Raw genomic sequence first — 24,164 nt, forward strand, 5'->3', positions numbered from 1 at the left:
AACAAATACATGAACGTGCAGATTTTTGGCACCAAAAAGTCTTTCGATACCAAGAAAGCACAGCGCTTCTTCAAAGAGCGCCGCATTAAGGTGCAGTTTATTGACCTTAAGGAAAAGGAGATGAGCAAGGGCGAGCTCACGAGCGTGATGCAGGCGGTCGGCGGTATCGACAAGCTGCTCAACCCCAAGGCCAAGGACGAGGAGACGCTCGCGCTCATCCAGCACCTCACCCCCAGCCAGCGCTTCGACAAGTTGCTCGAGAACCAGCAGGTTCTAGCCGAGCCCATCGTGCGTAACGGCAAAAAGGCCACCGTCGGCTATTGCCCCGATGTATGGGGAGCCTGGGAGTAGCCTGTGTTATTTGCCAGCGCGTGGGTATAAGAGCAGGCGTTTGGCATATGATTCAACTGTAAGCCATGTCTAACAAAGGAGGGCACATGCCCAACAAACCCGTGAAAATCATCATGCTTACCGGATACCTCGGTGCCGGCAAGACCACGCTGCTCAACCACATCCTCGCTAACGATGGCGGTATCCGCGCCGCCGTAATCGTCAACGATATCGGCGAGATCAATGTGGACGCCAGCCTCATCGCCGACGGCGGCCTTTCCGAGACCGACGACCTCATCCCGCTCACCAACGGCTGCATCTGCTGCACGCTTTCGGATGACCTGGCCAACCAGCTGCAGGGCATCGCCGATTCGGGCAACTTCGATTACATCATCATCGAGGCCTCGGGCATTTGCGAGCCCATCCCCATCGCCTACACCATCTCGAGCTTCTGCGACGAGGCCAAGGTGGGCGGCGAGCCCAAGCTCACGCTCGACAACATCGTGGCCGTGGTCGACTGCGCCCGCATGTACGACGAGTTCAACGGCGGTCGCGACCTGCTGGCCGAGGATATCGACGAGGACGACATCGAGAGCCTGCTCATCCAGCAGATCGAGTTCTGCTCCACGCTGATCCTCAACAAAACCGATACCGTGAGCTCTGAGCAGATCGCCGAGCTCAAGGCTATCGTGCGCAGTCTGCAGAAGGACGCCGTGATCGTCGAGGCTCAAAACGGCGAGGTTCCCATGGAGGAGCTGCTCGATACCGACCGCTTCGACTTTATGCGCGCCTACAACTCCGCCGCCTGGATCGATGCCATGGAGCATCCCGAGGAGCACGACGACCCCGAGGTGCTCGAGTACGACATCGAGACCTTTGTTTACTCGCGCCGTAAGCCGTTTGACCTGAAGAAGTTCACCGATTTTGTTGAGCAGGAGTGGCCCGACGAGGTCATCCGCGTCAAGGGTCCGCTGTGGCAGACCGGCGACCCGGACATGTGCTACATGTTTGAGCAGGCCGGCCACCAGATGCGCCTGATGGAGAACGGCCTGTTTGTCGACTCGGCGCCCGAGGGCGAGAAACAGAAGATCATCGACGAGAACCCCGAAATCATGCAGATTTGGGACGACGAGACGGGCGACCGCATGACGAGCCTGTGCATCATCGGCCGTCACATGGACAAAGATGCGCTCATCGCCTCCCTCGATGCCTGCCTGACCGACTGGCACCGTGCCTAGGTTTATCCAAGCGGGCATTTTTCTGTCTACGTAACCGCCAAACCACCACGAAGGTGCCCTTCGTGGTGGTTTTTCGTTCTGAGCCAAGGAGATTCATGTTCAACATTGTGCTGTATGCGCCCGAGATTCCGGCCAATACGGGCAATATCGGCCGTACCTGCGTGGTCACCGGCGCCCATTTGCATCTGGTGGAGCCGCTGGGGTTTTCGCTCGACGACAAGACGGTACGTCGCGCCGGCCTGGGCTACTGGCAAAACTTGGACGTGACGTCCTATGCCGGCTGGGAGGATTTCCTTGCGCGCAACGACCTCTCCCCTGCCGACGAGCGCCTGCATCTGCTAACCAAAAAGGCACGCCGCACCTATGCGCAAAGCACCTACCGCGATGGCGACTACTTGGTCTTTGGCAGCGAGAGCTCGGGCATTCCCGAGGAGCTGCTCGCCGCGGCGCCCGAGCGCTGCGAGCGCATCCCGATGCTGCGCGATTGCGACTCACTCGATAACGCCGAGGCTTGGGAAGCCCACGAGGAGTCGCTCGGGCATACCGAGGACAGCCACGAGGCCATCCTTCAACAGGATATCTGCGGCAACTTCGTCAACCCGGACGACTACCGCATCAGCGCACTCAACCTTTCCAACAGCGCCGCCATCGTCCTCTACGAAGCCCTGCGCCAAACAGGCTTTCCGGGAATGTGACAAAGGGACAGTCCCTTTGTCACATTCAAGCGCCACGCCGATGGCGCACGCGCCTGATTGATGCTCGAAATAACGAACCATCATTTTTAATCAGAATTAACTAAAGTAAAATGAAGTTAAACGGCGCTGTGAAAGGAGAGCTACGTGGAATACCTCGAAAACCCGTTTACCCCTAGCTTTGGCGAGGTTCCTGCCCATCTCGCTGGCAGACAACAGATTATTCGGGATTTGGACCGTGCCTTCTTGAGCCAGCGCAGGCGCCCAGAATTGACCTCGATCTTCTCAGGCGCGCGTGGAACCGGTAAAACCGCTCTCATGTCGTCGCTCGCGACTAGGGCGGAATCCCACGGCTGGATAGCCGTAAAGACGACCGCGCTCCCGGGAATGCTTGAGGAAATCGAGTTCGGGGCGAAACGCGCCGCAGCCCATCTCATCGACTCGTCCAACCGCTTCGAAGTCACCGGTCTCGGAATTGCACCGCTCGGCAGCATCGAGGTCGATCGCGTTCACGATGCCTCAACCTGGCGTTATCGCATGAGCGACATCATTGACCAGCTCAACGAGGCGGGCACCGGTCTGCTCGTCACGGTTGACGAGGTGGACCCGACACTCGACGAGATGATTCAGCTCGCAGCGACGTATCAGCACTTTGTGACCGATGGGAAACGCGTCGCCCTACTCATGGCGGGACTTCCCAACAACGTATCGACGCTGCTGAACCACAAGACGGTCTCGTTCCTTCGCCGCGCCCAACAATATCATCTGGGTCGCATTGCCGACTATGACGTACGCGAGGCCTTGATTCGCACAATCCAGGAAAACGATCGCCTGGCAGATGCTGAGGGAATCGATAGAGCCGTTCGCTCGAACTCTGGTTTTCCCTTCCTATTGCAACTCGTAGGCTACCGTGCCTGGGATCTCACAAGCGATTCGAAGGAAATCTCGTCACGCGACTTTGACCTGGGAATCAAAATCGCGCGCGACGAGATGGACGACCGAATCCTCGCGGCAACCTATCGGGAACTCACTGCAGAGGACAAGCGATTCCTCATCGCCATGCTCGATGACGAAGAAGAGTCCACCACCGCTGACCTTGTCGAGCGCCTTAAGCGTTCGCCGCAGCAGGTCTCCCGCTACCGACGCCGCATGATAGATGCCGGCATCATTGGAGAACGCGGGCGCGGAATCGTCGCTTTTGAATTGCCATTCTTCCGCGACTATCTCGCCGCTCAATGCGTGAAATAGGCATCAATGAGGCAAAGGGGCTGTCCCTTTGCCTCATTGTCTATAGGTAGCGACCGGTAATGCTCTTGGAACAGGCCGCGATGTCGCTCGGCGTGCCGGCGCAGACGATTTGCCCGCCCGCGTCGCCACCGCCCGGGCCCATGTCGATCACGTAATCGGCGTTACGGATAAGGTCGAGATCGTGTTCGATCACGATAACCGTGGCGCCCTTGGCAACGAGACCGTCAAACACGTTCAACAGCACCTGAACATCGAGCGGATGCAGGCCAATCGTGGGCTCATCAAATACGAATACGGCATCATCCTGCACGCGGCCCATCTCGCTCGCGAGCTTAAGACGCTGCGCCTCGCCGCCCGAGAGCGCCGGTGTGGGCTCGCCAAGTGTGAGATAGCCCAAGCCCAGGTCATGTAAGGTCTGCAAGCGCGCCTGAACCTTCTTGAGCCCCACCGTGGCGTCGATGGCCTCGTCCACACTCATGTCCATGAGCTGCGGCAACGTAAGCAGGCTCCCGTCCTTGCCCTCGCGATGGATATGCGAGGCGGCCTCGGCGTAGCGCGAACCACGGCATGCCGGGCAGACGATCTCGACGTCGGGCAAAAACTGCACGTCGAGCGATATCGAGCCCGTGCCGTCGCACGTAGGGCAACGCAAGGCGCCAGTGTTGTAGCTAAAGGCGCCCGCCTTGTAGCCGGCTGCCTTGGCTTCGGGCGTACGGGCAAAGGCGCGGCGCAGCTCGTCATGGATGTCGGCATAGGTTGCCACCGTCGAGCGAACATTGGCGCCAATGGGCGTAGCGTCAATCAGGTTGGCGCGGGCAATGCCTTCGGCATCGACCCAGCGCACATGGCGTGGCAAGCGCTCGCCAGCTGCCTGCGCCTTAAGCGCCGGAATGAGCGTCTCGAGCACGAGCGTCGTCTTACCCGAACCAGAAACGCCCGTAACCGCGACCAAGCGACCGCGCGGGATATCGACTTCGAGCGGCTTGACGGTATGGATGGCATCGGTCGCCATGCGGATATGGCCCTGGTCGAACATTTCGTCGTCAGTCACCTGTGGGCGCAAGCGCTTGGGCTCGGCGCGCAAAAACGGAGCGATGCGGCTGTCCCGCGATTGCTCGACCTCGTCTACCGTACCAGCGGCGATTACACTGCCGCCGCCTGCTCCGGCAACGGGGCCCATCTCGACCAGATAGTCGGCTTCCGCCAGCACGCGCGTGTCGTGGTCGACAACAACCACGGTGTTGCCGTCATCCACCAGATCGCGCATCACGCCTACCAAGCCGTCGACATTGGCAGGATGCAAGCCGATCGAAGGCTCGTCCAGCACATAAAGCACGCCTGTCGATCGGTTGCGCACCACGCGAGCAAGTTGCACGCGCTGGCGCTCACCCGTGGAGAGCGTGGCGCCAGCACGATCGAGCGAAAGGTAATCGAGGCCCAAGTCGACCAGGCGACGGGCCGCGCTCAAAAACGAATCGCAGATATCCGTCGCCATGGGCCGCATCTCGGGCGGCAAGGATGCGGGCACCCCGCGCACCCACTCAATCGCCTCGCCCAGCGTCATGGCCGCCGCCTGCGCCAGATTGATACCGCGCACCTGGGGCTGGCGCGCAGCCTCGGAGAGACGCGTGCCACCGCAATCGCGGCATGCTCCCTCGCGCAAAAAGCGAGCAACGCGTTTTAAGCCCTTATCGTCCTTGACCTTGGCGAGCGCATTCTCAACGGTATAGACGGCGTTGTAATAGGTAAAGTCGAGCGGCGTGGCGCCCTCGCCGTTTTTGGGCACGTAGAGAATGTGTTTTTTAACCGCCGGGCCGTGGAACACGATGTCGCGCTCTTGAGGCGTGAGCTGGTTAAACGGCACGTCGGTACGCACGCCCATCTCGCCTGCCACCTGCTTCATCAGATCCCACATGAGCGTGCCCCAGGGAAGGACCGCACCCTCGTTGATGGTCTTTGACTCATCGGGCACCAGGCTCGCCTCGTCCACCTCGCGCATGACACCGGTGCCACCACAGGTGGGACACGCACCGCCGCTGTTAAAGGCAAGGTCCTCGGCACTCGGCGCGTAGAACTCGCGACCGCATGCAGGGCACGTGAGCGACAGGCCCGCAGCCACGTTAAGGCTCGGCTCCACGCGCGCCCCGCAGTGCGGGCACACGTGATGGGCGCAACGGCTAAAGAGCAGACGCAGGCTGTTGTTGAGCTCGGTCATGGTACCAAAGGTCGAGCGCACGCCCGGCACGCTGGGGCGCTGATGCAATGCGAGGGCCGCCGGTACGTGCAATACCTCGTCCACCTGGGCGTGCTCGGCCTGCGTCAGGCGACGTCGAGTATAGGTGCTGAGTGCTTCCAAGTAGCGACGCGAGCCCTCGGCATAAAGAACCCCCAGTGCCAGCGAACTCTTGCCCGAACCCGATACGCCGGCAATACCCACGAGCTTTCCCAGCGGAATGTCGATACCGATGTCCTTGAGGTTATGGACGCGCGCGCCACGTACCTCGATAGCCTGCGGGCTCATCTTCTGTTCCGTCACCTTTATCACCCTACTCATGCCATAAAACTCGATCGCGAATGTACGCGCCCAGCATGGGCACGGTAAACCGGACGAGGCCGTATCCGGCAGCTTCGATGACGCGCTCGCGAATCAGGCTTGCGCGATATTTACTCGCCCAGCTCTGGGTACGCTCGCAGCGCTCAATGATATCCGCCATGCGCGTCGGTTTGCCCTCGTCAACCGCCATGGCCTCGATAAAGAGGCGCTGTGGACTGCGCAGCCCGTAATACAGAGGCGCGTCAACCGCTTCGTAGAACTCGGAGACGGCATCCGCATGGCCATCCTCGACATCGCGCCTTTCGATGACCTGCGAGCTACGCCGGACAGCAGACCGCCACATGTAATAGCCCACCAGCTGAACCATATAGGGATGCCCCATGCTCTTGCGCGCCGCAAGGTCCGCCGTCTCCGCGTCAACGTAAAGACCAGCATCTTTGACCGCCTGGATATATGAATCACGCACCTTGGGCAAGGATATCGCCCCCAGCGTACGCTGCTGGGCACGCCGCAAAAACGTCACGCTCGGCTCTTCGAGCAGGTCGTCAACCATACTGGGTAAGCCGGCGAACACCAGCGCAAGACCACGCTGCTCGCTATCGGGCAAGCCCGTGGCATCCTGGTCTCCGAGCACCTGCTGATAGAGAACGGCAAGGGCCGCCAGCTCCTCGATAGACGCCGATTGCGCCTCGTCAATCGCAAACAGTATGCCTTTGCCTGGACCGAGCTTCTTGAGGCGCTCGTTGACCAGCCCTCGCAACATCTCGCCCTTTGCCCGCGCCGCCTCGACTGACATCCGACCAAACGACGGACCGAACTCCATTGACGTCACAACGGGTTTATTCGAGCGAAGCGCGTCGGCCAATCGGTCGCATAAGCCAAGCGAAGCGGAATCGGAGACAACCGCCCATCCGCGCTCGCTAGCTAAACGCTGCAGCTCCCGCAGGAGAACCGTCTTGCCGCAGCCGCGGTTTCCCGTAATGAGCATGAGCCTACCCGGCGCTCCGGCGCCGTTATCGAGCCCTTCCTCGAAATCTTCGATGACCGACTCGCGACCGATGAGTATCGGAGGCCGCTTGCCAGCCGTGGGCTTAAAGGGATTTGGATTCATGTCGGCCTCCTCGGATTGGCAAACCCTGGAAATAGTTATACCAACTTATACCGAGTTATACCAATAGCATGTGACAAAGGAACTGTCCCTTTGTCACATGTGGCCGAAAAACTCGGCGTCTGCTGCTCGCCAGGGGCGGAAGGTGGCGGGATCGATCTTTACGTGCGCCGCGGCGGGTACGTCGTACCATTTGACCGTGTAACCGGCGCCGTGAGAGCAAAAGACCGAGTCGGGCGTGTTGGGCAGATCGGCTTCTGGCTCATAGGCGGCCGTCTCGATGACGCGCTCGGCATCATGGCAAGCCGCATAGCCGGCAAACTCTAGATACAGATGTCCGCGACCACTCGTGTAGGCAGCCACCTCCAGCGCGTAATCCTGCACTTCGGATGCCGGCACGCGACCCACAAGCTTCGCCCGGTCTCCCGCCATCGTCGGCGGCTCGTACTCGGCACCCATACGCGTGGCATCCGAGAGCGCCCGGCCCACGCACTCCCCCGGCACCTCGAGCTCAAAGCGATACCACGGCTCCAACAGTACCGCCGCGCCGGCCTCACGCGCCTGCATGAGCCCCTGACGAATCGCGCGGTACGTGGCCTGGCGAAAATCGCCGCCCTCGGTGTGTTTGGCATGCGCGCGGCCGCCCGTGAGCGTAATGCACACATCGGTGATGGGCGAGCCGGTCAGCGCGCCCAGGTGATCGCGCTCCATGGCGTTGGTGAGTGCCAAACGCTGCCAGTTAAGATCGAGCTCGTCGGTCGAGGTCACGGTGCCAAACTGCACGCCCGAACCCGCTGGCAACGGCTCCAGGCGTAGATGCACCTCGGCATAGTGGCGCAGTGGCTCAAAGTGGCCCACGCCCTCGACCGGCTGCGAAATAGTCTCCTTATAGAGAATGCCGCCGGGCTCAAACGCAATCGAAAGGCCAAAGCGATCGCCCAGCACCCGCTGCACGACCTCGAGTTGCACGGCGCCCATCAACTGCAAATGAATCTGCTCAAGATGCGTATTCCAGCTTACGCCGAGCATGGGATCCTCGTCCGCCAACTCAGTCAGCGCTTTGAACACCGCGTGGACATCGTGTTCGCCCGGAAGCACCGTATAGGTGAGGACCGGCGCAATGACGGGCGCATCGCCCGCAGGCTCCGCGCCCAGGGCATCCCCCGGGCGAACGTGCGCAAGACCCGTCACGGCACAAATACCGCCAGCAGCAACTTCTTGGGCAAGCTCATACTTCTCGCCGTTATAGATGCGTACCTGATCGACCTTTTGCTCCCATGCCTCGGCACCGGAACGTCCGTCAATCATCTGCTTGGCATGCAGTGTGCCGCCGGTTACTTTAACCCATGCCAAGCGCTCGCCGCGATCCCCGCGGCTGACACGATAGACGCGCGCGGCAAACTCCGGGAGCCACGCCTGTTCACGCATCAGCGCGCATATGCCATCCAGCAGCTCGTCCACGCCTTGGTCCTTGAGCGCCGAGCCGGCAAAGCAGGGAAAGAGCTTGCGCTCGGCAACCATGCGCGACAGCGTTGCGACAGAAAGCTCGCCCGCTTCAAGAAACTCCTCGAGCGCCGCCTCGTCCAACGCAGCAGCGTCCTCCTGAACGGCGCCGCCCGCCAGCAGTTCGTTGGCATCCAGGCAGCCTTCGGAAAGACGCTGCCCGAGCTGTGCCAGCAAAATATCGCGACCGGGATTCTCCAAATCAATTTTGTTGATAAAGATGAACGTCGGAATGTCATAGCGCGCAAGCAGGCGCCACAGAGTTTCGGTATGCCCCTGCACGCCATCGTTGGCACCCACAACCAAAATCGCGTAGTCCAGCGCGCGCAATGTGCGCTCCGCCTCGGCAGAAAAATCGACATGCCCCGGCGCATCCACGAGCATGACGTGGGTATCGCCATGATCGAGTACGGCCTGCGACGAGAAGATCGTAATGCCGCGCTCGCGCTCGATCGCGTTAGTGTCCAGATGCGAATCGCCATCGTCCACGCGGCCGCGCTTGCGGATGCGACCCGCGTTGAACAGCATGGCCTCGGCCAACGTGGTCTTGCCGGCATCGACATGCGCCAAGATTCCAACGACCGCTTGCTTCGACATGGCTCTCCTCTTATTGCAAGCCCATCGCACGCGGCAACGGGCGTTCACGCTCCACACTGGATGATACAATTTACGGGCCGGCGGGCGAAGCGGGCCCTATCCCCCGACCGAGCTCATCGCCCCGCGTTGCCGCGCGGCGATTTTCGTAGGTTCGCGCCTTGCGAAAGCCGGCTTGCAAATCAGCGCAGCGAACGAAAATGGCCCCGCCCGGGCCATTTTCGTTCGTGCGAATTGTTGACACGCGCCCCTGCTTTTACGCCTCGCGCAGCCAATCGAACGCGACACGCGCCGTGCCGTCGGACACATAGACGATACCGGCGCGCTCAAAGCCAGCCTTTAAGATGGCACCCTGCATGGGCAGGTTGTCCTGATGCGTGTCGATGCGCAGGTGATCGGCACGCTCCTTGGCAAAGGCAAACATCGCAGCCGCGATACCGTGCACGGTGCCGTCGGATGACACACGGTGCAGCACGGCGTACGGAGCGTCGCTACGCCATTGACCGTCCTCAATTGCGTCATAGCACTCGTCCGGACCCGGCAAAAAGGCAAACGTCGCCACCACGCGGCCGTCGACTTCGCACACATAGCTGCCACCGGCGGCGATATCGGCAGCCAGCTGCTCGGCAGAAGGCGTGCCCTCGGGCCACTGCGTGGCGTTGCCATGCGCGCGCATAAAGGCGCGGGCCGTGTCATAGATAGCCATGACGGCGGGAATGTCGGTATCGAGGGTTTTTCTGATCATCACGCGGCGACCTCACGTTTATTGGTATCACTTTGATTGGGCAATGATACCAGCGTCTGGAGAGGGGCACGAAGCAGATGGGAAGCAAAAAGCGAGCCGCCTGGTCAAAAGCAAAAAGCGAGTTTTTGAGCACTGCCACCGGCGGCGATATGAGCGACCTGTTTGCACGCGAGGACGAGCGCCGCGACGCCCTGGACGCCGAGCGCGATGAGGCCTGGCGCTACAAATCGTGCGAGCGCAAAAACCGTTACGACACGCGCGCCGAGGCCGAGGCAGTTATGGCCGACTGCGAAAGCCGCGGGCGGCGCGGTTTGGCCTGCTACAAATGCGAATACTGCGGTGGATGGCACCTGACGTCGCACCCTTGGAAATAGGCGCCGCATCGGCACGGCATTGACGGAGCGCCAGCCATCGCACGCAAGCTACGGGCGCGGCGGCACCAAAACATCGTAACGAACGGCCTTGCCCGCAAGTTGATAGCTCGGCTTAACGCCGGCAAGCAGTGGCCCCTTCACCGGTCGCTTGATAACGACCTTGCGCGGGTGCACCGCAAGCGCAGCTTCGACCAACGTCTCCTCATCGGCGCACGGCTGTTCCAGATGATGCAAGAGTTGGAACTTCTTTTTAACCGCCGCGCTCTTGGTGCGTCCGGGAAACATGGGGTCCAGATACACCACGTCAGGAGCGGTGAGCTCGCCCTGCCCGATCAGCCCAGCTGTATGGCGAAGGCCGGCAATGCTGTCCTCGCCCGCATGTAAGCGCATGCGCGCCACGGCTGTCGCAAGCGCCGGATCATCTGCCGCGCGATCCAAGGCATCCTTGAGGAGCGCCGCGATCACGCAATCCTGCTCATACAGATCGACGGTAAAGCCCGCGGCCGCCAGCAGCAGCGAATCCTCGCCAAAGCCTGCCGTGGCGTCAATCGCCCATGGGCTCTCGATGCCTTTTGCGCGCGCAGCCTTTACCAGCAGTTCTTGCTGCAGACGGCCCTGCTTGAGCCGTGGAAGCATGCGGCCAAAATCGGCACGCAGCTCCATCGTGCCGTCGGTGAGCGTGAGGCCCTCGGACTTCCCGATCAGCTCAAGCCCCGCGGACCGAGCAACAGAAAAGGGATCGACGACGCCCATGGGTACTCCTTAACAAGCAAAACGAATACGTGAGCGCCGTTTATGTCGGCACCCAACCGTCCGCTATTGTCCCACATGCGACATGGCCCACAGCATCCCAATGCAAAGCACCGCCATCAATCCCGTGCACACGGCAGCGATCACAGAATCACCCATGCGCCTTCCCAACGACCGCGGCTCATGCACTTGCCCTGCTCCGTACATCATGGCTCCTCCTTCGGTCCAGCTCTTACCATGGACCCATCATCGCAGCGCCGCGCATACGCTGCCATCGATTTGACTTACGCCCAGCTTTCCTTTTTGAAAGGTTGGGTTTGGCTGCGCGGGCTCAATGCGCTTTCAAACGCATGCATCGCCGCGTTGAACTACAATGTGCTTCACCATATGTGCAGTACATTGGGTGCGCCAAGTTGGCGTACTCGTATCGAAAGGACCAGCCATGAGCTTCACTCGCAAGACTCTCAAAATCCTTGCTCTCATCTACTTTGTTTTGGGCATCGCCAGCCTCGTCACCGCCGGCGTCGGCATCGCCACGGGCGGTCTCGATTCCACGTACGGTTCGTACGCCACGCTCGCAGCGGTCGTGCTTATCGCCAAGGGTCTCGTCGACCTTGCCGCAGGCGTCGCCGGTATCAAGGGCGCCAACAAGCCTTCACAGGTGGACGGCGCGTTTAAGCTCGGTATTGTTGCCGCGGTCGCCACGCTTGCCCAAGCGGTGCTCACGCTTCCCGCGTTTGGCGGCGACGCCATCAACTTTGGCGCCTTTGTCATCGTGGTGTACGACCTGTTCTTTGTTCAGCAGGCACACGCCGTTAAGGCCGAGAACAAGGACCGCCTATAAGCGCTCGCTTCTCATAACCTCTGCAGCCAAGCAACTAAAAAGGGCCGATCGCGCATCTCCGCGGTCGGCCCTTTGCGTTTGCCCAGATAAAACCTACCAAAATAAACCTGTCCCTTTTTGGCAGGTTGTTAGCCGTGGCGGTACTCGGCGATGATGAAGTCGATGTCAGTCTGAAGGGTATCGAGGTTTGCCAAGCGCTCTTTGTCGGCGGGGCGCGTGCGGTAGTAGTACGGCGTCATCTGGAACACCGCCTCGATGTCGGCCTGGGTCTGAAGTGTAATATTCGCAGACACCCGCTGCGTTCCGACCAACTCGAGCTCGGTGGTCTTCGGCAGCTTTTCATCGTTAAGGTACGGCGTGTCGTAGAGTACCTCCTTGAGCCCAAAGAGGTGACGAGCACCCGGCACCACGGTGTAGAGCGAACCCTCCGGCGCCAGCACGCGGGCAAACTCGCGTTCGTTAAAGGGGGCAAAGAGCTCGGTCACCATATCGAAGGCGCCATCGGCCACGGGGATGTCCTTCATGTTGGCCACGAAGTAGGTCGCATCGCCGCGCTTGGCGGCCAGGCGCACCATCTCCTTGCCCAGGTCAAAACCGTAAGCATCTACGCCCGGCGCCGCGCCCATGGCACTGGTGTAATAGCCCTCGCCACAGCAAATATCGAGCAGCGTCATGGGGCCGTTCGCAGACGTGGCGCGCCCAGACACCTGCTTGCGCACCAGCTCGACCATCGCATCGCGCAACGGCGCGTAGTATCCACGGTTCAAAAAGTCACGACGGCTGCGCGCCTGCGACTTGGGATCGCCCATGGAGTCGCCGCTCTTGGACGAGCGCAGTAGATATAGATAACCCTCGCGCGCACGGTCAAACCGGTGTCCGCCCGCACATGCGGCCCCACGCTCATCGTCCACCAACGGCTCATGGCAAACGGGACACAACAACATGGCAACTCCTTAGCGCGAACAACACAACGCCCACCATTGTCTCACGCCTTCCCCACCTAGTCATTGGGGACGTTTTTGAATGACTAGTCGTTTAAGAACGTCCCCAATGACTAGTCGATTAGGAGTATCATCATCTGCGCAAATAAGCACGAAAGAGCATATTAGAGATTGAGAGCGTATGGCTGATACCGTATCTAAGCACATTGACATGACCACCGGCTCGCTGTGGCGCAATATTCCCCTGTTCGCCTTCCCCGTGGCCGCCACGAGCATCTTGGAGCAGCTGTCAAACCTCATCGCCACGGTCATCATCGGTAACTTCTCGGGCGACCAGGGAACCCTCGCCATGGCGGCGGTCGGCTCCAATGTTCCGCTTACCAGTCTTATGCTCAACCTGTTTATTGGCATGTCGCTTGGCTCCAACGTGGTCATCGCCAACGCTATCGGCCGCAACGATCAGAACATGGTCAAACGCGCCGTCCATACCTCGATTTTAATGGCGCTCGTGGGCTTTGTCGTCATCGCACTGGGCGAGATCTTTGCCGAGCCCATGCTCGCCGCGCTCAACGTTCCCGCCGAGACCATGCCGCTCGCTTCGCTCTACCTGCGCGTCTTTTTGCTGAGCATGCCCTCGATCTTGCTCTACAACTTTGAGGCCGCGATCTTCCGCTCCGTCGGCATCACCCGCATGCCGCTGCAGGCGCTTGCCGTGTCCACCGTCCTCAACATTGGCCTGGATCTCATCTTTGTCCCCGTACTCCACTGGGGCGTCGCGGGCGTCGCCATCGCCACCGCCATCGCCTACACCGTCAGTGCCGCTACACTCTTTATCCGCCTGCTCAAGACCGACTCCGTCGTCCGCGTCACCCTACGCGACCTGGCTATCGACCCCGTCGCCCTCAAGCGCATCGTCAAGATCGGCCTGCCCGCCGGCATCCAAAGCGCCGTCTTTGCCGTCGCCAACATCATCATCCAGTCTGCCATCAACAGCCTGGGCACCGAAGTCATGGCGGCATCGAGCGCCGCCATGAGTCTAGAGTATGTGTGCTACAACCTGCTCAACAGCTTTAGCCAGGCTTGCACCACCTTTGTGGGACAAAACCACGGTGCCCGCCAGATCGACCGCTGCACCAAAACGCTCAAGGTCTGCCTGGTCGAAGGTGGTATCGTCGCGCTCACCACAATTATCGTTATTGTCGGCTTGGGGCGCGAGATCCTATCGCTGTTCAACAGCGATCCCAATATCGTCTCGATCGGCTATATCCGCGTGTGCTCGATCTTCCCGGCGTACGCCTTTAGCATGTTCTACGAAAACATGTCAGGCTACCTGCGCGGCTTTGGTATCTCGCTCACGCCCGCCCTCATCACCATGATCTGCGTCTGTGGCATCCGCTTCTATTGGGTGTTCTGCGTGTTCCCGCACTTCCGCACCTTTGCGAACATCATGATGGTCTATCCCATCAGCCTGGGCACCACGGCGTTCTTTATGGTCGTGGCGGTACTACTCTGCCACCCGGCACGCACCTATCGCGCCACCCAAGCCAAAGCGACAGCCCGCTAAACACCGCACTCAACGCCACGCCAGTCATTAATTGACAATATGTGAGCTCATATAGTCGATAAAGCGCCTCGTGGCGATGGGCATGGTGTCCCAGCTGCGCCAGGCGGCCACCACGTCGCGCGAGGGGGCATGCACGATGGGCCGCACACGAATATCGGCTCGCATGCCCTCAACGGTACGGCGATACAGCATGCTCACGCCTAGGCCCTCCTCCACCATCGCCATGATGGTGTAGTCGTCGGTCACCTCACTCGTCACGTGCGGCGACAGCCCGTGCGTTGCGAATGCATCGAGTACCAGACTCTGTTCGCCCTCATCCAGCAGCACAAACGGCTCGGACGCCAGGTCAGCGAGTGTCACCTTTTCCTTTGCCGTCAGCGGATGCGCGGCCGGCAACAATGCTACCAACTCGTCGTGATAGACGACGCGCTTCTCGAGCCCCGCGGTAAATCCGCGTGCTGTAAAACAAAAATCAACCACGCCATCGTGCACCCATTGAGCGTTGCGCGTGTAATCGCCCTGCTTGAGGGTGAAGCGTACGCCCGGGTGCAGCGCACCAAAGTCGCGGATCACACGCGGCAGCACGGTACGACTCACGTTGGTAAACGTCGCGATGCGAATGTCGGTCGACGAAAGCCCCAGCAGCTCCTGGCGCTTGCCCTCGAGCTCGGCCTCGGCGGTCACAATCTGGCGCAGGTACGGCAGATATTGTTTACCGTCGCGCGTAAGCGAAACGCCCTGCTTTCCGCGCTCGATAAGCGTGGTACCCAGCTCGCGCTCGAGTGCCTTGACGGCTTGGCTCACCGCGCTTTGCGTATAGCCCAGCTCGTCCGCCGCGCCTTTAAGGCTGCCGCGATCGACTACCATACAAACAATCTGATACCGCGATGCCATCGTGCCTCCATATCAATGCAGCCGCAAAACGTTTTGCCAGCGCTTTTCGCACTCACTTTAGTATTTCTTAATCGTACTGAAGATACATTCGCTTTACTACATCCAAATCTGGGAGCAGAATCCTTTGTGCGAAACCGTTCTGTAACAAAAGGAGTCCCATGGATCGCAAAAAAGCAATCGCGCTCTCATTTTCCGTTCCCGTCGCATGGGGCTTTTCGTATCCCCTCATGAAGATCGGTATGGACAGCATGAATGCCACGAGTATCGTCGCGCTACGCTGCATCATCGCCTTTGTGGCCTGCCTGCTGCTCTTCCACAAGCGCGCGTTCCGTATCAACCGCGACCTTATGGTCCGCGCCGCCATCATCGGCGCCATTATGGCAACCGAGCTCACCTGCATGTGCCTGGGCTCCAGCCTCACCTCCGCCTCCACTGCCGGCTTTTTGCAGAGCCTGACGGTCGTGATCGTGCCGTTTGCCAACGCCGCCCTGCTGCGCCGCGCCCCCGAACGCAAAGTGCTTGTCGGCACCGCCATCGTCACCTGCGGCATGCTGCTGCTCTCGGGCGCCGACTTTACCAGCCTGAATCCCGGCGCGATCATCATGCTGCTCTCCGCTTTTGTCTATGCCGGCCATATCATTGTGGCGAAGCGCTTTGTCGAAGATGTCAATCCGCTTGCTCTGGGTGTTTGGCAGCTGGGCTTTGGCGGCCTGTTCTCTGGCATCGCCGCATTCACCTTTGGCGGCTTCACGCTTCCCGGCACGCCTAACGAGATCGTCGTTGTCTTCGCGCTCGCACTCATCTGCTCTGCCTACGGCTTTATCACCCAGACGCTCGTGCAGCCCCACGTGCCCGCCGAGACCACCGGCTTCGCTTTCTCACTCGAGCCGGTCTGCTCTGCCGTCTTCTCCTTCTTCCTGGTCGGCGAGGTCCTAAGCCCCATCGCCTTCTTTGGCGCCGCCCTCATCCTCACCGGCGTCATGGTAGCAACCGTCGAGCTTCCGCGCCTCCGCGCACATGGACAGGCTCGCATGGCAGGAGCGCCCGAGCACGTCTCGTAGACCCCACTCTTCATACAGCCGCGGCATAAAGGCAACCGGTGCGCCTTTACAATAGATGCCAGCAGAGCATCTGACGTAAAGGAGCCCCATGGACGCCGCGACCCGCGACCGCAACATAGCAACTTGGTTGGGCGATGCGCCGCAGCCGGTACGTGACACTACGAACCAGCTGCTCGAGCGTATCGCCCTTTTGCGTGCCGAGCAGACCATCTACCCGGCACAAGACGACATCCTCAATGCCCTCGCCTACACGCCGGCCGACCAGGTCAAAGTTGTCATCTTGGGTCAGGACCCCTATCACGGACCCAACCAGGCAATGGGACTGTCGTTCTCGGTCGCCGCGACGCAAACCAAGTTGCCACCGAGCCTGCGCAACATCTATAAGGAACTCAAAGCCGATCTGGGTTGTCCCATTCCCGCCACGGGAGATCTAACACCATGGGCACAACAGGGCGTCCTGCTCCTCAACACTACGCTCACCGTGCGCGAGCATGCCGCTAACTCGCACGCCAAGCTTGGCTGGAACACGCTCACCGACTACATTATCGAACGCTGCTGCCAGCTGCCCCAACCGGTCGTCTTTTTGGCATGGGGCCGCTTTGCCCAGCAGATGGTCGAAGGTAAGCTCGTCGCAACTGGTGCGGTCAAGGCAACCGATAAGTTCTGTCTGGCCTCCACGCACCCCTCGCCGCTTTCGGCCAACCGTGCCACGGCAGAACTCCCCGCTTTTATAGGGTCGCGCCCCTTCTCGGCAGCCAATCGGCTACTCGAACAGCACGGCTTGACCCCCGTCAACTGGACTTGCCTCGGCTAAAAATCGATGCATCAAAAACGCGCCCGACGGCTTTCCATCGGGCGCGCTTCCTATTCGGGCCAAATAAATTGTGTGCGGCCAGCCTCGCCGCCATCGATCAACAGACTCTGCCCGGTCATAAACCGGTTGGTCACGCCCACAAAGTAGATCCACTCGGCGATCTCTTGGGCGGTTGCCCAGCGCTTAAGCGGTGTGAGCTCCATAATCTGGTTCCACAGGTGCTCGTCTTCCATCACACAACGGTTGAGCGGCGTGATAACGCCGCCCGGGTCCACACTGTTGGCGATGGCCTGCGGTGCCAGGCGGTTTGCAAGGTTCTTGGTGTAGGCGATAACGCCGCCCTTGCTGGCGGCATAGGCGGGAAACTCCGATCCCGTATGCCCGCTCGCCGACCCCACATTGACCACGGATTTAATAGCCGGCGCCGGCTTGGCGGCAAGCCCCTCCCCCACAAAGGCATAGCGCTCGGTCACGTTGATGGTGCCACGCAGGTTGGCGGCGATGTCGTCGGCCGAATCCTGCGTACCGGCAACGTTCACGATTACCTGGGGTTCAATATCGCCTGGAAACGAGTTAGGCTCGCGTACATCAACGATCAGATGGCGGTAGCGCTCGTGTTCGATCGCCGCCGGCAGCAGGTCAAAGCCCACGACCTCGTGGCCCTCGTCCAAAAAGCGCTGCACGCACGCGGCTCCGATACCGCCCGAAGCGCCCGTGATCAAAACCCGCATACTTGCTCCTTAGGCGGTTGCGTGGCGCTCGAGGTACTCGGAGCCCACATTCTCGCGCTCCCAGCCGCGCACAACCTTGTAGCCCACGGGGCTCAGGAAGACTTCGCACAGCAGCTCGGCGACGGCACCCGTCAGCGAGCACATAAGGACCTGCACCCAGGTCCAACCAAAGAACGTGTGGCTCACCACAATGGCAAAGACCAGGTTGTCGATAAACTGGCCAACGCCCGTAGACACATAGGAGCGGAAGGCGAAGCTCGCAAAGTTATTCTTTTTGAGCATACGGCCGAGCGACTGGTTGAGCGTGGAGTTAACCACGGCAGAAACGAGCATTGCCAGCGAAGAGCCCAGCACCACGTACCAGGTGCCGCCGATGGTGGCGTTAAGGGCGCTGTTGACCTCGATCATGCCCGTGTCGTAGTAAGCGCCCCACATGCCGGGCGTGAGCGAGCACGTCCAAAAGCACAGGCTGACAGCGAGGTTGACCAGCAGCGCGAGGATAGAGATTTTAATGGACGCCTTGGCGCCAAAACGCTTGCAGATCATGTCCTGGCACAAAAAAGAAACCCAGCTCACCACAAAGCCGCAGTCGAGTGCCAGATACGGCAGGCTGATAAGCTCTTTGTTGGCCAGCAGGTTCATCATGATGACGCTCACGAAAAACAGCGAAACCGTTGCCGCGGGAATGCTCCGCAGCAGGACCTTGTAGTCCTCCATGACCTTCTTGATCATTATGTACTCCTTTGGTTTTAGGTTTAACGAGCAGGATATCGGACCCGAACTGCTCGGACGCCCCGGTCTTGAGACGACGGTGGGTATAATAGCCGCTCACACGGCATAAGGCAAGCAAACGGCGCGGCAGCCCCGCAGGGCCACCGCGCCGATGCGTTAAAAGGCTACGTTGCCAAACTCCGACAGGATAAGGTCGGGATTGTGGTCGGTTGCCCAATCCACGTTCCACGGACTCGTGAACAGCAGCAGCTTACCACCGCGCATGTCCTCGACACGCAGCGTGTCGCGCGTGAGCGAAAGGCCCGGGATATCGATGGTGTCGGGGTCGTTCTGGATCCAGCGGATGTCCGTATAGGGCAGCGGCTGGCGACGAACCTCAACACGGTACTCGGCCTTGAGGCGGCGCTCGAGCACCTCAAACTGCAGCACGCCGACCACGCCCACAATGACGCTCTCCATGCCGGCACCCAGTTCGCGGAAGATCTGGATGGCACCCTCCTGGGCAAGCTCCTCCATGCCCTTGACGAACTGCTTGCGCTTGAGCGTATCGACCTGCGTAATGCGGGCAAACATCTCGGGGGCGAACGTCGGAATCTGCGGATACTGCACGTGGCGCTTGCCGGAGCACACGGTGTCGCCGATGCTAAAGATACCCGGATCGAACAGGCCCACGATATCGCCTGCGTACGCCTCGTCCACGATGGCGCGATCGTCGGCCATCATCGACGTGCCCGTGGCGAGCTTAAGCTTGCGGTTGCCCTGCACGTGAAAGGCATCCATGCCGCGCTCGAACTTGCCCGAGCAAATGCGCACAAAGGCGATGCGATCGCGGTGGTTCTTGTCCATGTTGGCCTGGATCTTAAACACAAAGCCGCTAAAGTCATCGCGGCAGGGATCGACCGGTTCGCTGGTGAGCGTATCGGTATAGGCGCGCGGCGTCGGGGCCAGACGCAGGAACTCCTTGAGGAAGGGCTCCACGCCAAAGTTGGTGAGCGCCGAGCCAAAGAACGCCGGGCTCAGCTTGCCGCAGGCCACGGCATCCAAGTCGAGCTCGTCGCCGGCGCCATCGAGCAGCTCGATGTCGTCCATCAGGTTCTTATGGTTTTCCTCGCCGATGAGCTCGTCCATGGAAGGATCACCCAGCTCAGCCTCGACCTCGGCGACCTTCTTGGTGGCGTTGGCGTGGCCGTCGCCCTCAAAGGCGATAACGCGACGGGTCTGACGGTCGAACACGCCACGGAAATTGCGGCCGCTGCCGATCGGCCAGTTCATGGGATACGTATTAATGCCCAGAACGTTCTCGATCTCTTCCATGAGCTCAAACGGATCGCGAGCCTCGTGGTCGAGCTTGTTCACAAAGGTGAAGATGGGAATGTGGCGCAGCGTACAGACCTTAAAGAGCTTTTTGGTCTGGGCCTCGACGCCCTTGGCGCCGTCGATGACCATAACAGCAGCGTCGGCGGCCATAAGGGTACGGTAGGTATCCTCCGAGAAGTCCTGGTGGCCGGGGGTATCGAGGATGTTGACGCAGGCGCCGTTGTAGGTGAACTGCAGCACCGAGGAGGTAACGGAAATACCGCGTTCCTTCTCGATGTCCATCCAGTCCGAGACGGCATGCTTGGCCGAGCTCTTGCCCTTGACCGAGCCGGCAGTCTGGATGCTGCCGGTATAGAGCAGCAGCTTCTCGGTAAGCGTGGTCTTACCGGCGTCCGGGTGGCTGATGATCGCGAATGTGCGGCGCGACGAGATTTCATCCGACAGGCTTGCCATGCGGATCCTTTCTTGCATTGAGTGCATTACGTCGTTGTAACCGCACTATTGTAGCCGCGAAATTCCGCCCTAGGGCGCCTATCAGGACAAATTCATCAGTTGGGGCCTGCGTAGCCGGCTCAATCGGCATTTACCTCTTGCATAACTGTGCATAGTGTGTATATATTGTGCTTACCGGTTATATACACGTGTAGTTCAACAGCTAAGGAGCCGCTGTGGACATCATCCTATCCAATTCGAGCGATAAGCCCATATACGAACAGATATCCTCGCAGGTCAAAGCTCAAATCCTTTCGGGCACACTCACTGCGGGAGCCAAACTCCCCAGCATCCGCGCACTCGCGAGCGATCTTGGCGTGAGTGTCATCACCACCAAGCGCGCCTACGCCGAGCTGGAGCAGCTCGGGTTTATCTGCACCGTGCAGGGCAAGGGCTGTTTTGTCACCGAGGGCAACCAGGAGCTCTTGCGCGAAAACCAGCTCTGCCATATCGAAGAGCTGCTTGCGAAAGCGGCAAGCCAAGCCGAAGCCTTGGGCGTCACGCGCGACAAGCTGCACGAGATGCTCGACCTGGTAGCCCCCGAAACCATGCAGTAGCCATCTGCAAGAAAGGCTATACCATGCAAAACCTTTTAGAACTCAAAGGCATCTCACGCCGTGTGAGCGACCGTTTTTCGCTGCGTGATGTCACACTCGCTGTGGAGCCCGGCCAGATTGTCGGCTTTGTGGGTGCCAACGGTGCCGGCAAAACAACGACGATTCGAGCCGCGCTTGGGCTTATCAAACTCGATGCCGGCGAGGTGCACCTGTTTGGGCAGCACTGTGGCGCCGACGCGCCCGATGAAGCGCAGCGCCATCTGCGCTCCCGCGTCGGTCTTGTCCTGGACACGTGCCCCTTCCCCTCCACGCTCAAGGTGGGCCAGATCGAGTCGCTCGTAGGCCCGGCGTACCCCACGTGGGACCGCGAAACGTTCGCCGGATTCATCAACCGATTTGGCCTCGATCCTAAGACAAAAGTCAAGGACCTCTCCCGCGGCATGGGCATGAAGCTGCAGCTTGCCTGCGCGCTCAGCCACGAGGCCAGGCTGCTCGTTTTAGACGAAGCTACCGCGGGCCTCGATCCCATGGCACGCGAGGAGCTGCTTGATGAGCTGCTCGCCTTTGTCGCCGACGGCCAGCACAGCGTGCTGCTCTCGAGCCACATTACGTCCGACCTCGATCGCACCGCTGATCGCGTCACCTGCATCGATAATGGCTCGATTATTTTTGACCTGCCGCGCGAGGATATTACCGACCGCGCCGGCATCGCCCACTGTACCCAAGCACAGGCCGCCGAGCTTATGGCTTGCGTCGAAGGCGCCCGTGCCGTCCACCACGCCTATAGCGTGGACGTGTTCGTGCCCAACCGTCGCGAAACGCTCGAGGCCTTTCCCGAGATTCCCTGCGATCGGGCAACCATTGATGACTATCTGCGCCTCATGCTGAAAGGGGCTTCGAAATGAAACGCGCCTTTATGTCCGAGCTCGCCATCGTTCGCACGCTCACCCCGAGCATCGCGGGCGTCGGCCTGTTCATCTTCGTCGTGCTAACCCTTGCCAACGCGTCGGATGGCGATTCCGGCATGAGCGCCGGCGCCTGCGCGGTCAGCGCCATGTCGCCCATCATGGTCATGAACTCACTGGCCGGTTTCGACAATCAAAACGGTTGGGAGCGTTATCGGGCAACGCTGCCTCTCTCGCGTAAAGACATCATCTGCGCACGCTACCTGAGCATCATTGTCTTCTCGGCTGTCATGGCGTGCGCCGCCGCGCTTCTGAGCATCGTCTCCATCCCGCTATTCAACAGCGTGGGCATCCCCTCGACGGGACAGACGGTCTTTGAGATCGCTATAGCCTCGGCAGCATCGATGCTCATCTCCCTCATGATGGTGTTTTTGGCACAGCCGCTGTTCTTCCGATTTGGACACATGGAGGCGCTGCGCCTATCCGTCGGCCTGTTTGCCCTGCTCTGGTGCCTTGCCATTGCCACGTTGAACTCCTCCAACCCCATCAGCAACTGGCTCATGTCGATTGCCGGAGCGAATCCCGATCCCGCCGTCCTTGGCTGTCTGTGTGCAGGAATTGCAGTACTGGCGCTCGCACTATGTGCAATCAGCTGCGCTGTCAGCACCAAGGTTTATCGAGTACGCGATCTGTAAGCACGCGAGTCTCGATCTACGAAGGGCGTGATCGCCCCCTCCCCGCCAATCCGTGGCAAACGGCATGTCCCCGGCGTGCGCCACCGTACTACTTGCGCAGCGGCTTGGGCAGCGGAATGCCAGCGGCGATAACGGCGGCGATGATCATGCAGACGATACCCTTGAGTGGGAAGCACATGAGCAGCAGGCCCACGACCATGACCGGCTGACGCATGACCGCACCCATCGTCGATGCCGTGCAGACGGCGACGCAAAATACCGGATCGGCGCCGGTGAGGATGGCAAGGCCGTAGCCCAGGCTTACGCCCGAGAAGATGACGGGAAAGAAATGGCCGCCGCGCCAGCCCATATTGATGAGGGCGGGGGTCAGCATGGCCTTAACCAGACCGGTCGCGATGAGCACGCCGGCGGGGATGGTCAGATAGGTTTCCATGAGCACGTCGGCCTGCGTCTCGCCGGCAAACATGGTGAAGGGCAGAGCCGTACCGCAGGCGGCAAGTACCAGACCGGCCAGCATTGCCTTGGCGATGGGGCGCTCCCCCATCGCGTGCGCCAGGGCCTCGCTCGCGTGCTCCGAAACAAAGTACAGCCAGCCGCAGACCGTACCGACGAGCGACAGGGGGATAAGCCAGGCAAGTTCCAGGTTGCCCACCTCGGCGGACTCGAACCTGGGCATGCCCATGCCGCCGCCCACAAGCTGGCCAAGCAGCAGGTAGGCACCCAGACCGCTGGCAATCGCAATGCCATAGACCACCGTCTTTTGCGCCTTGGGCAGCTTGATGGTGATCTCGTCGGACGCGGACTCATTGTGGGCGTCTTCGCCCTGGCCGTCAGCGCTACCGGCGAGCGGCGCCACAAAGCCAAAGACGGGCGCGGTAAAGAGCGCCGTCAGGGCAGCCTGGGTACCCAGCAGTGTGAGCTCCCTAAACTCGGCGCCAAAGCGGCGCATGCGGTCGCCAACCCAGCTGCACAGACCCGCGATAACGCCGGTCAGGCCCGCCTCCGGTCCAATACTTCCGCCAAACAGCAGCGGCAGCAATGCCGCGAGCGAAAGCTTGCCCAGGTTGTCGTACGGGTAGCGCCCATCTTGCTTGACCTTAGCCATCACCTGATTGAGGTTATCGGTCTTGGCGCCCGTAAGCTTTTCGTACAGACCGATTAACAGGCCGCCCAGCAGGCAGACAAAAAACGGGTACGGCAGAAAGCCAAACGGGCCGCTGGCGAGCTCGGGCGAAGCGACGCCCAGTGCGTGCGGGATCTCAGTCCATAGATAGTCGATGCCGTGCTCCATCGCAAAGAAGAACAGCCAGACTGCGGCGCCCGCGAGTGCGCCGGTCACGGCAACGCTAACTAAAAACAGCACGCGGTTTGTGGGTTTGGCAAGGTTATCCATCGGGTCCTCCCGCGGTCAAAGTCGACATAGATGCGTTTTATTGTAGAGCGAGCGTCGCCCGAACGAGCCAACCATCTGCGCTGCAAAC

General features: G+C 60.4%; 23 protein-coding genes. 12 read left to right on the plus strand and 11 right to left on the minus strand.

The annotated features are described in order from the left end of the window. The first annotated feature begins 9 nt into the window (after nt 1-9). From PGW49_RS04350 to PGW49_RS04365, 4 genes are all read left to right on the plus strand, one after another. Entirely contained in the window at nt 10-351 is a 342-nt protein-coding gene (locus PGW49_RS04350) for an arsenate reductase family protein (protein ID WP_006234522.1), read from the plus strand. 86 nt (nt 352-437) lie between these two features. Continuing rightward, nucleotides 438-1,568 carry a GTP-binding protein gene (locus tag PGW49_RS04355; RefSeq protein WP_270225663.1) on the plus strand — a complete coding sequence of 377 codons (1,131 nt, stop codon included), beginning with the start codon at nt 438-440 and terminating at the stop codon, nt 1,566-1,568. 95 nt (nt 1,569-1,663) lie between these two features. Then, nucleotides 1,664-2,263, plus strand: a complete 600-nt coding sequence (locus PGW49_RS04360) for a tRNA (cytidine(34)-2'-O)-methyltransferase (RefSeq protein ID WP_227790210.1) — start codon at nt 1,664-1,666, stop codon at nt 2,261-2,263. A 144-nt stretch (nt 2,264-2,407) separates the two neighbouring features. Beyond that, nucleotides 2,408-3,508 carry an AAA family ATPase gene (locus tag PGW49_RS04365; RefSeq protein WP_270225666.1) on the plus strand — a complete coding sequence of 367 codons (1,101 nt, stop codon included), beginning with the start codon at nt 2,408-2,410 and terminating at the stop codon, nt 3,506-3,508. Nucleotides 3,509-3,548: 40 nt separating this feature from the next. Here PGW49_RS04365 and PGW49_RS04370 read toward each other — a convergent pair whose 3' ends face one another. From PGW49_RS04370 to PGW49_RS04385, 4 genes are all read right to left on the minus strand, one after another. Then, on the minus strand, nt 3,549-6,044 hold the full coding sequence (locus PGW49_RS04370) for an excinuclease ABC subunit UvrA (RefSeq protein WP_270225669.1): 2,496 nt from the start codon (nt 6,042-6,044) through the stop codon (nt 3,549-3,551). 10 nt (nt 6,045-6,054) lie between these two features. Beyond that, nucleotides 6,055-7,173 carry an AAA family ATPase gene (locus PGW49_RS04375; RefSeq protein WP_225093298.1) on the minus strand — a complete coding sequence of 373 codons (1,119 nt, stop codon included), beginning with the start codon at nt 7,171-7,173 and terminating at the stop codon, nt 6,055-6,057. Between the two features lie 93 nt (nt 7,174-7,266). After that, nucleotides 7,267-9,270 (minus strand): GTP-binding protein, encoded by a 2,004-nt coding sequence (locus PGW49_RS04380; protein ID WP_270225672.1) that lies wholly within the window; start codon nt 9,268-9,270, stop codon nt 7,267-7,269. A 253-nt stretch (nt 9,271-9,523) separates the two neighbouring features. Next, on the minus strand, nt 9,524-10,012 hold the full coding sequence (locus tag PGW49_RS04385; RefSeq protein ID WP_270225673.1) for a GNAT family N-acetyltransferase: 489 nt from the start codon (nt 10,010-10,012) through the stop codon (nt 9,524-9,526). A gap of 125 nt (nt 10,013-10,137) precedes the next feature. Between PGW49_RS04385 and PGW49_RS04390 the strand changes: the two genes are divergently transcribed. Further along, the gene (locus tag PGW49_RS04390) at nt 10,138-10,386 is read left to right on the plus strand and encodes a hypothetical protein (protein ID WP_225093295.1); all 249 of its coding nucleotides are present in this window, start codon (nt 10,138-10,140) and stop codon (nt 10,384-10,386) included. 48 nt (nt 10,387-10,434) lie between these two features. Here the strand turns inward: PGW49_RS04390 and PGW49_RS04395 are convergent, their stop codons facing one another. Continuing rightward, the gene (locus tag PGW49_RS04395) at nt 10,435-11,139 is read right to left on the minus strand and encodes a class I SAM-dependent methyltransferase (protein ID WP_225093294.1); all 705 of its coding nucleotides are present in this window, start codon (nt 11,137-11,139) and stop codon (nt 10,435-10,437) included. Nucleotides 11,140-11,578: 439 nt separating this feature from the next. Here PGW49_RS04395 and PGW49_RS04400 point away from each other — a divergent pair, with 439 nt between their 5' ends. Then, on the plus strand, nt 11,579-11,980 hold the full coding sequence (locus tag PGW49_RS04400) for a hypothetical protein (RefSeq protein ID WP_055286664.1): 402 nt from the start codon (nt 11,579-11,581) through the stop codon (nt 11,978-11,980). 128 nt (nt 11,981-12,108) lie between these two features. Here PGW49_RS04400 and PGW49_RS04405 read toward each other — a convergent pair whose 3' ends face one another. Then, the gene (locus PGW49_RS04405; RefSeq protein WP_225093293.1) at nt 12,109-12,924 is read right to left on the minus strand and encodes a putative RNA methyltransferase; all 816 of its coding nucleotides are present in this window, start codon (nt 12,922-12,924) and stop codon (nt 12,109-12,111) included. Nucleotides 12,925-13,102: 178 nt separating this feature from the next. On the opposite strand from PGW49_RS04405, the gene PGW49_RS04410 reads away from it, so the two are divergent. Next, entirely contained in the window at nt 13,103-14,485 is a 1,383-nt protein-coding gene (locus PGW49_RS04410) for an MATE family efflux transporter (protein ID WP_225093292.1), read from the plus strand. A 27-nt stretch (nt 14,486-14,512) separates the two neighbouring features. Here PGW49_RS04410 and PGW49_RS04415 read toward each other — a convergent pair whose 3' ends face one another. Further along, nucleotides 14,513-15,379, minus strand: coding sequence for a LysR family transcriptional regulator (locus PGW49_RS04415; RefSeq protein WP_225093291.1), 867 nt, complete (start codon nt 15,377-15,379; stop codon nt 14,513-14,515). A gap of 158 nt (nt 15,380-15,537) precedes the next feature. Between PGW49_RS04415 and PGW49_RS04420 the strand changes: the two genes are divergently transcribed. Next, nucleotides 15,538-16,440: a DMT family transporter gene (locus PGW49_RS04420; protein ID WP_225093290.1), complete on the plus strand. Its 903-nt coding sequence runs from the start codon at nt 15,538-15,540 to the stop codon at nt 16,438-16,440. An 88-nt stretch (nt 16,441-16,528) separates the two neighbouring features. Continuing rightward, nucleotides 16,529-17,254 (plus strand): uracil-DNA glycosylase, encoded by a 726-nt coding sequence (locus tag PGW49_RS04425; RefSeq protein WP_225093289.1) that lies wholly within the window; start codon nt 16,529-16,531, stop codon nt 17,252-17,254. Between the two features lie 50 nt (nt 17,255-17,304). Here PGW49_RS04425 and PGW49_RS04430 read toward each other — a convergent pair whose 3' ends face one another. From PGW49_RS04430 to PGW49_RS04440, 3 genes are all read right to left on the minus strand, one after another. Further along, nucleotides 17,305-17,985, minus strand: a complete 681-nt coding sequence (locus PGW49_RS04430; RefSeq protein WP_055309998.1) for an SDR family NAD(P)-dependent oxidoreductase — start codon at nt 17,983-17,985, stop codon at nt 17,305-17,307. Between the two features lie 9 nt (nt 17,986-17,994). Beyond that, complete coding sequence (locus tag PGW49_RS04435) at nt 17,995-18,717, minus strand: VUT family protein (protein ID WP_270225681.1); 723 nt, start codon at nt 18,715-18,717, stop codon at nt 17,995-17,997. 156 nt (nt 18,718-18,873) lie between these two features. Then, entirely contained in the window at nt 18,874-20,487 is a 1,614-nt protein-coding gene (locus PGW49_RS04440) for a peptide chain release factor 3 (RefSeq protein ID WP_055286676.1), read from the minus strand. A 215-nt stretch (nt 20,488-20,702) separates the two neighbouring features. Between PGW49_RS04440 and PGW49_RS04445 the strand changes: the two genes are divergently transcribed. The 3 genes from PGW49_RS04445 to PGW49_RS04455 are packed head-to-tail and all read left to right on the plus strand — an operon-like array spanning nt 20,703 to nt 22,683. Then, the gene (locus PGW49_RS04445) at nt 20,703-21,083 is read left to right on the plus strand and encodes a GntR family transcriptional regulator (RefSeq protein ID WP_161115290.1); all 381 of its coding nucleotides are present in this window, start codon (nt 20,703-20,705) and stop codon (nt 21,081-21,083) included. A gap of 23 nt (nt 21,084-21,106) precedes the next feature. Then, complete coding sequence (locus tag PGW49_RS04450) at nt 21,107-21,988, plus strand: ABC transporter ATP-binding protein (protein WP_270225686.1); 882 nt, start codon at nt 21,107-21,109, stop codon at nt 21,986-21,988. Then, nucleotides 21,985-22,683 carry an ABC-2 transporter permease gene (locus PGW49_RS04455; protein WP_270225687.1) on the plus strand — a complete coding sequence of 233 codons (699 nt, stop codon included), beginning with the start codon at nt 21,985-21,987 and terminating at the stop codon, nt 22,681-22,683. The genes PGW49_RS04450 and PGW49_RS04455 overlap by 4 nt, the downstream gene beginning before the upstream one ends. A gap of 88 nt (nt 22,684-22,771) precedes the next feature. Here PGW49_RS04455 and PGW49_RS04460 read toward each other — a convergent pair whose 3' ends face one another. Further along, entirely contained in the window at nt 22,772-24,076 is a 1,305-nt protein-coding gene (locus PGW49_RS04460) for a chloride channel protein (protein ID WP_225093284.1), read from the minus strand. Between the last annotated feature and the right edge of the window lie 88 nt (nt 24,077-24,164).

Source organism: Collinsella aerofaciens (assembly GCF_027679495.1).
In the GTDB taxonomy this organism is placed as follows: domain Bacteria; phylum Actinomycetota; class Coriobacteriia; order Coriobacteriales; family Coriobacteriaceae; genus Collinsella; species Collinsella aerofaciens_AK.

Coding starts and splice junctions, on each gene's coding strand:
- PGW49_RS04375 (WP_225093298.1), bottom strand. CDS start 7,173: ATGAATCCAAATCCCTTTAAGCCCACGGCTGGCAAGCGGCCTCCGATA.
- PGW49_RS04435 (WP_270225681.1), bottom strand. CDS start 18,717: ATGATCAAGAAGGTCATGGAGGACTACAAGGTCCTGCTGCGGAGCATT.
- PGW49_RS04385 (WP_270225673.1), bottom strand. CDS start 10,012: ATGATCAGAAAAACCCTCGATACCGACATTCCCGCCGTCATGGCTATC.
- PGW49_RS04440 (WP_055286676.1), bottom strand. CDS start 20,487: ATGGCAAGCCTGTCGGATGAAATCTCGTCGCGCCGCACATTCGCGATC.
- PGW49_RS04430 (WP_055309998.1), bottom strand. CDS start 17,985: ATGCGGGTTTTGATCACGGGCGCTTCGGGCGGTATCGGAGCCGCGTGC.
- PGW49_RS04420 (WP_225093290.1), top strand. CDS start 15,538: ATGGATCGCAAAAAAGCAATCGCGCTCTCATTTTCCGTTCCCGTCGCA.
- PGW49_RS04455 (WP_270225687.1), top strand. CDS start 21,985: ATGAAACGCGCCTTTATGTCCGAGCTCGCCATCGTTCGCACGCTCACC.
- PGW49_RS04410 (WP_225093292.1), top strand. CDS start 13,103: ATGGCTGATACCGTATCTAAGCACATTGACATGACCACCGGCTCGCTG.
- PGW49_RS04395 (WP_225093294.1), bottom strand. CDS start 11,139: ATGGGCGTCGTCGATCCCTTTTCTGTTGCTCGGTCCGCGGGGCTTGAG.
- PGW49_RS04405 (WP_225093293.1), bottom strand. CDS start 12,924: ATGTTGTTGTGTCCCGTTTGCCATGAGCCGTTGGTGGACGATGAGCGT.
- PGW49_RS04355 (WP_270225663.1), top strand. CDS start 438: ATGCCCAACAAACCCGTGAAAATCATCATGCTTACCGGATACCTCGGT.
- PGW49_RS04360 (WP_227790210.1), top strand. CDS start 1,664: ATGTTCAACATTGTGCTGTATGCGCCCGAGATTCCGGCCAATACGGGC.
- PGW49_RS04350 (WP_006234522.1), top strand. CDS start 10: ATGAACGTGCAGATTTTTGGCACCAAAAAGTCTTTCGATACCAAGAAA.
- PGW49_RS04400 (WP_055286664.1), top strand. CDS start 11,579: ATGAGCTTCACTCGCAAGACTCTCAAAATCCTTGCTCTCATCTACTTT.
- PGW49_RS04415 (WP_225093291.1), bottom strand. CDS start 15,379: ATGGCATCGCGGTATCAGATTGTTTGTATGGTAGTCGATCGCGGCAGC.
- PGW49_RS04380 (WP_270225672.1), bottom strand. CDS start 9,270: ATGTCGAAGCAAGCGGTCGTTGGAATCTTGGCGCATGTCGATGCCGGC.
- PGW49_RS04450 (WP_270225686.1), top strand. CDS start 21,107: ATGCAAAACCTTTTAGAACTCAAAGGCATCTCACGCCGTGTGAGCGAC.
- PGW49_RS04425 (WP_225093289.1), top strand. CDS start 16,529: ATGGACGCCGCGACCCGCGACCGCAACATAGCAACTTGGTTGGGCGAT.
- PGW49_RS04460 (WP_225093284.1), bottom strand. CDS start 24,076: ATGGATAACCTTGCCAAACCCACAAACCGCGTGCTGTTTTTAGTTAGC.